The 980-nt window shown below is 40.9% G+C and carries 1 protein-coding gene; it reads right to left on the bottom strand.

The genetic code is table 11. From position 1 onward, the window contains the following. Positions 1-169 precede the first annotated feature (169 nt). A complete protein-coding gene (locus VJL_RS13785; protein WP_152436653.1) occupies positions 170-790 on the bottom strand; it encodes a hypothetical protein in 621 nt (206 codons plus the stop codon). Positions 791-980 lie beyond the last annotated feature (190 nt).

Below are 980 nucleotides of genomic sequence, written 5' to 3'. Positions count from 1 at the left end.
ATTTCAAAATCGTCTAAATAAATACCTGGATTCATAATTTCCCTCTGACGCATAACGCCCTGTTAAGGTGTGAGCAACGCAATACCGAAACTGCCGTATAACACCTTAAACACTAAAACCAACGCACAGTAAAAATGCCACGCGTTGCGAATCACTCTTAAACAGTTTGTTAGGCAACTGATGCCCACCGCTGTACCCATTTGCCGTAATCAAAAGAATCCGTAGATGACGAAACAATCGAGACTAGCTCAACGATTTGTGAGTCGAGATCTTTCATCACGTCAGCAGTTACGATAACAAATGCCATAGAGCCCTCGCCATAACCGTTTTGATTTGCCGCTTGATAATGGACTTCATAACGTTCAGATACATACTTGTCTAAATATTCTGCGTGAGTTGTATTTCCAAAATGCTCAATTGGGAAGTTAGCAGCTAACTGTAACCAAGTGTCTTCATAGAAAGACATCACTTCACTATTTCCACCTCGCATTTCACTTGTAATACCGGTATCCCATTGTTTTCTGGCAGATGCGTACACACTAGATTTAAGCTCAATCAACTGGTTAATAAAGTGAAGTTGGCTAGGTTTTAGCTGCTCCTCGATCACGAAGTCTTGCTTCTTTTTCTTTACATACAAAGAGGTTATCAATGCAATTAAAGACACAAGCGCCCCAATCAGTACAATAATTGGTTCAAAGTTGCCATCGGGCTCAAATATCCAAAATACGGCTAAAACGCAAATAATTGCGACAAGCAATAGCTCAAGCACTAATCTTTTACTACCTTTCAAATACCTACCTCGAAAAAGTTGCCTAACGCCCTGTTAAGGGGTGAGCAACGCTATACTGAAGCCCCTGCATTCCACCTTAAACACTAAAACCAACGCATAGTGAAAATGCCACGCGTTGCGAATCCCTCTTGAACAGTTTGTTAGGTTTTGGGCTTATTCTCCCAATGAACCCCAATCTGTTAGATTTAAT

This window comes from Vibrio jasicida CAIM 1864 = LMG 25398 (assembly GCF_000400365.1).
Taxonomy (GTDB): Bacteria; Pseudomonadota; Gammaproteobacteria; order Enterobacterales; family Vibrionaceae; genus Vibrio; species Vibrio jasicida.
Note: the sequence above shows the minus strand (reverse complement) of the source record. Positions and strands in the feature narration are given on the sequence as shown.